We start from the raw sequence: 1,157 nt of genomic DNA, 5'->3' as shown, positions 1-1,157 counted from the left end.
TAAAGTGGACCCCATTGTCAAGACACAAATTTTTTATATTTAAGGTGGGGCGTAGAACGAGGATATCTACTATACGACAGCCAGAGGAACAAGTTCGACTGGATAAGGGGGATGACCCACCATTATTTTTTGTTCGTAAGCCATCCTCAAGATAATTTTTGCTTCTTAGGGGCTAACTTGTCAAGGGCGAACGATAGTGAGGGCTTGCCTTTACCCTTGACGGGTTAGCCCCTAAGAAGCATTCTCTTTATAGAGGATGGCTTATGAACAATTACACTGTAAAGAGGGCTACTGGGGTTTTATAACCCAGTGATTGATGCGGTCGTTCATGATTATAAAATTCCAGGAAATTGCTAATCTCGTTTCTTGCTATTCTTGGACTATCATAATCTTTTAGATATACTTCCTCGTACTTAATTGTTCGCCACAGGCGTTCTGTAATAATATTATCAAGGGCTCGTCCTTTCCCATCCATACTGATCTTTACATCTTTTTCTTTAAGTAAATCAGTATATTGTGAGCTAGTGAAGTGGCTGCCTTGGTCACTGTTCATAATGATCGGCTGATAACGCTTGAGCGCTTTATTAACGGCCTCCAAGACAAAATCAATTTCAAGGGATTGATCTAATTCCCAACTAATAACATAACGAGAATACCAATCTATAACGGCAACAAGATACATCCAGCCACGTTGAAGACGAATATATGTGATGTCAATTCCCCATACATGATTAGGGTGCGTAATAGCCAATCCCCTAAGTAAATAGGGATAAATGCGGTGTTGATGATTTCTCTTACTTAAATTAGGTCCAGGAGCGATCCCGGCAATCCCCATTTCACGCATATGACGCTGGACAGCCTTCCGATTAATAAGTAGATCCCTTTGACTCAAATATTCTGCAATCCGACGTGAGCCGAAAAATGGATATTTTGTGTAAACTTCGTCTATTCGATGTTTAATATAGATCTCTTCTGGAGAAGGTTCTACTGGCTTATAATAAAGACTAGAACGGTTTAAGCTTAACAGTTCCGCTTGTGTTTTTAACGGTAATTCATCACCATCCCAATCAATCATTACAATTCGTTCTTGCCTAGTCTTTAATGCCAGATTTTTTTTTAAGCCACGACAATTGCGTGGTTAACTTTCCTACTTCAGC

At 39.8% G+C, this 1,157-nt stretch carries 1 pseudogene; it reads right to left on the bottom strand.

From position 1 onward, the window contains the following. Positions 1–271: 271 nt before the first annotated feature. A pseudogene (locus tag P9E47_RS22740) lies at positions 272–1,157 on the bottom strand (IS3 family transposase); the annotation flags it as partial.

Source organism: Schinkia azotoformans (assembly GCF_035811335.1).
GTDB lineage: Bacteria > Bacillota > Bacilli > Bacillales > Bacillaceae_J > Schinkia > Schinkia azotoformans.
The sequence above is the reverse complement of the archived record's forward strand: the minus strand, read 5'-3'. Positions and strand labels throughout refer to the sequence as shown.